A 1,430-nucleotide genomic window follows, 5' to 3' on the forward strand; every position below is an offset into this window, starting at 1 on the left:
TCGACTTCAAGGTCGCCGATCTGTCCCTGGCCGAGTTCGGCCGTGACGAGATCCGGCTCGCCGAGCACGAGATGCCCGGCCTCATGGCCACGCGCGCGGAGTACGGCGACAGCAAGCCCCTGCGGGGCGCCCGGATCATGGGTTCCCTGCACATGACCGTGCAGACCGCCGTGCTCATCGAGACCCTGGTCGCCCTGGGCGCCGAGGTGCGCTGGGTCAGCTGCAACATCTTCTCCACCCAGGACCACGCCGCGGCGGCCGTGGTCGTCGGCCCCCACGGCACCCCCGAGGACCCCCAGGGCGTCCCGGTCTTCGCCTGGAAGGGCGAGACGCTGGAGGAGTACTGGTGGTGCACCGAACAGGCGCTGACCTGGCCCGGCGCCGAGGGGCCCAACATGATCCTGGACGACGGCGGCGACGCCACGATGCTCGTCCACAAGGGTGTGGAGTACGAGCGCGCCGGCGCCGTCCCCGACCCGGAGAGCGCCGACAGCGAGGAGTTCGGCGTGGTCCTGCGCCTGCTGCGGGAGAGCCTGGCCAAGGACCCCCAGAAGTGGACGCGGATCTCCGCGGGCATCAGGGGCGTCACCGAGGAGACCACGACCGGCGTGCACCGCCTGTACGAGATGCAGCGCGACGGCAGCCTCGCGTTCCCCGCGATCAACGTCAACGACTCGGTCACCAAGAGCAAGTTCGACAACAAGTACGGCATCCGCCACTCGCTGCCCGACGGCATCATGCGCGCCACCGACGTCCTCATCGGCGGCAAGGTGGCCGTCGTGTGCGGTTACGGCGACGTCGGCAAGGGCTCCGCCGAGGCCCTGCGCGGCCAGGGCGCCCGGGTCGTGGTGACCGAGATCGACCCGATCAACGCCCTCCAGGCGGCCATGGACGGCTTCCAGGTCACCACCCTGGAGGACGTCCTGGAGACCGGTGACATCTTCATCACCACCACCGGCAACTTCAACGTGATCATGGCCGACCAGATCGCCCGGATGAAGCACCAGGCGATCATCGGCAACGTCGGGCACTTCGACAACGAGATCGACATGGCCGGGCTGGCCAAGATCCCCGGGATCACGAAGAAGGAGATCAAGCCGCAGGTCCACGAGTGGACCTTCACCGACGGCAAGTCCGTCCTGGTGCTGTCCGAGGGGCGCCTGCTCAACCTGGGCAACGCCACCGGTCACCCGAGCTTCGTGATGTCCAACAGCTTCACCAACCAGGTCATCGCGCAGATCGAGCTGTTCACCAAGCAGGACCAGTACCCGACCAACGTGTACACGCTGCCGAAGATCCTCGACGAGAAGGTCGCGCGTCTGCACCTGGACGCCCTGGGCGTCAAGCTGACCAAGCTCACCAAGGAGCAGGCCGCCTACATCGGCGTGGACGTCGAGGGCCCCTACAAGCCCGACCACTACCGGTACTAG

1 protein-coding gene is annotated in these 1,430 nt (G+C 67.6%); it reads left to right on the forward strand.

The features are described 5' to 3' along the window. The coding region (ahcY, locus tag DVR05_RS26450) for an adenosylhomocysteinase (protein ID WP_116248629.1) at positions 1-1,430 on the forward strand (1,430 nt) is incomplete at its 5' end.

The organism is Nocardiopsis sp. FIRDI 009 (assembly GCF_003386285.1).
In the GTDB taxonomy this organism is placed as follows: domain Bacteria; phylum Actinomycetota; class Actinomycetes; order Streptosporangiales; family Streptosporangiaceae; genus Nocardiopsis.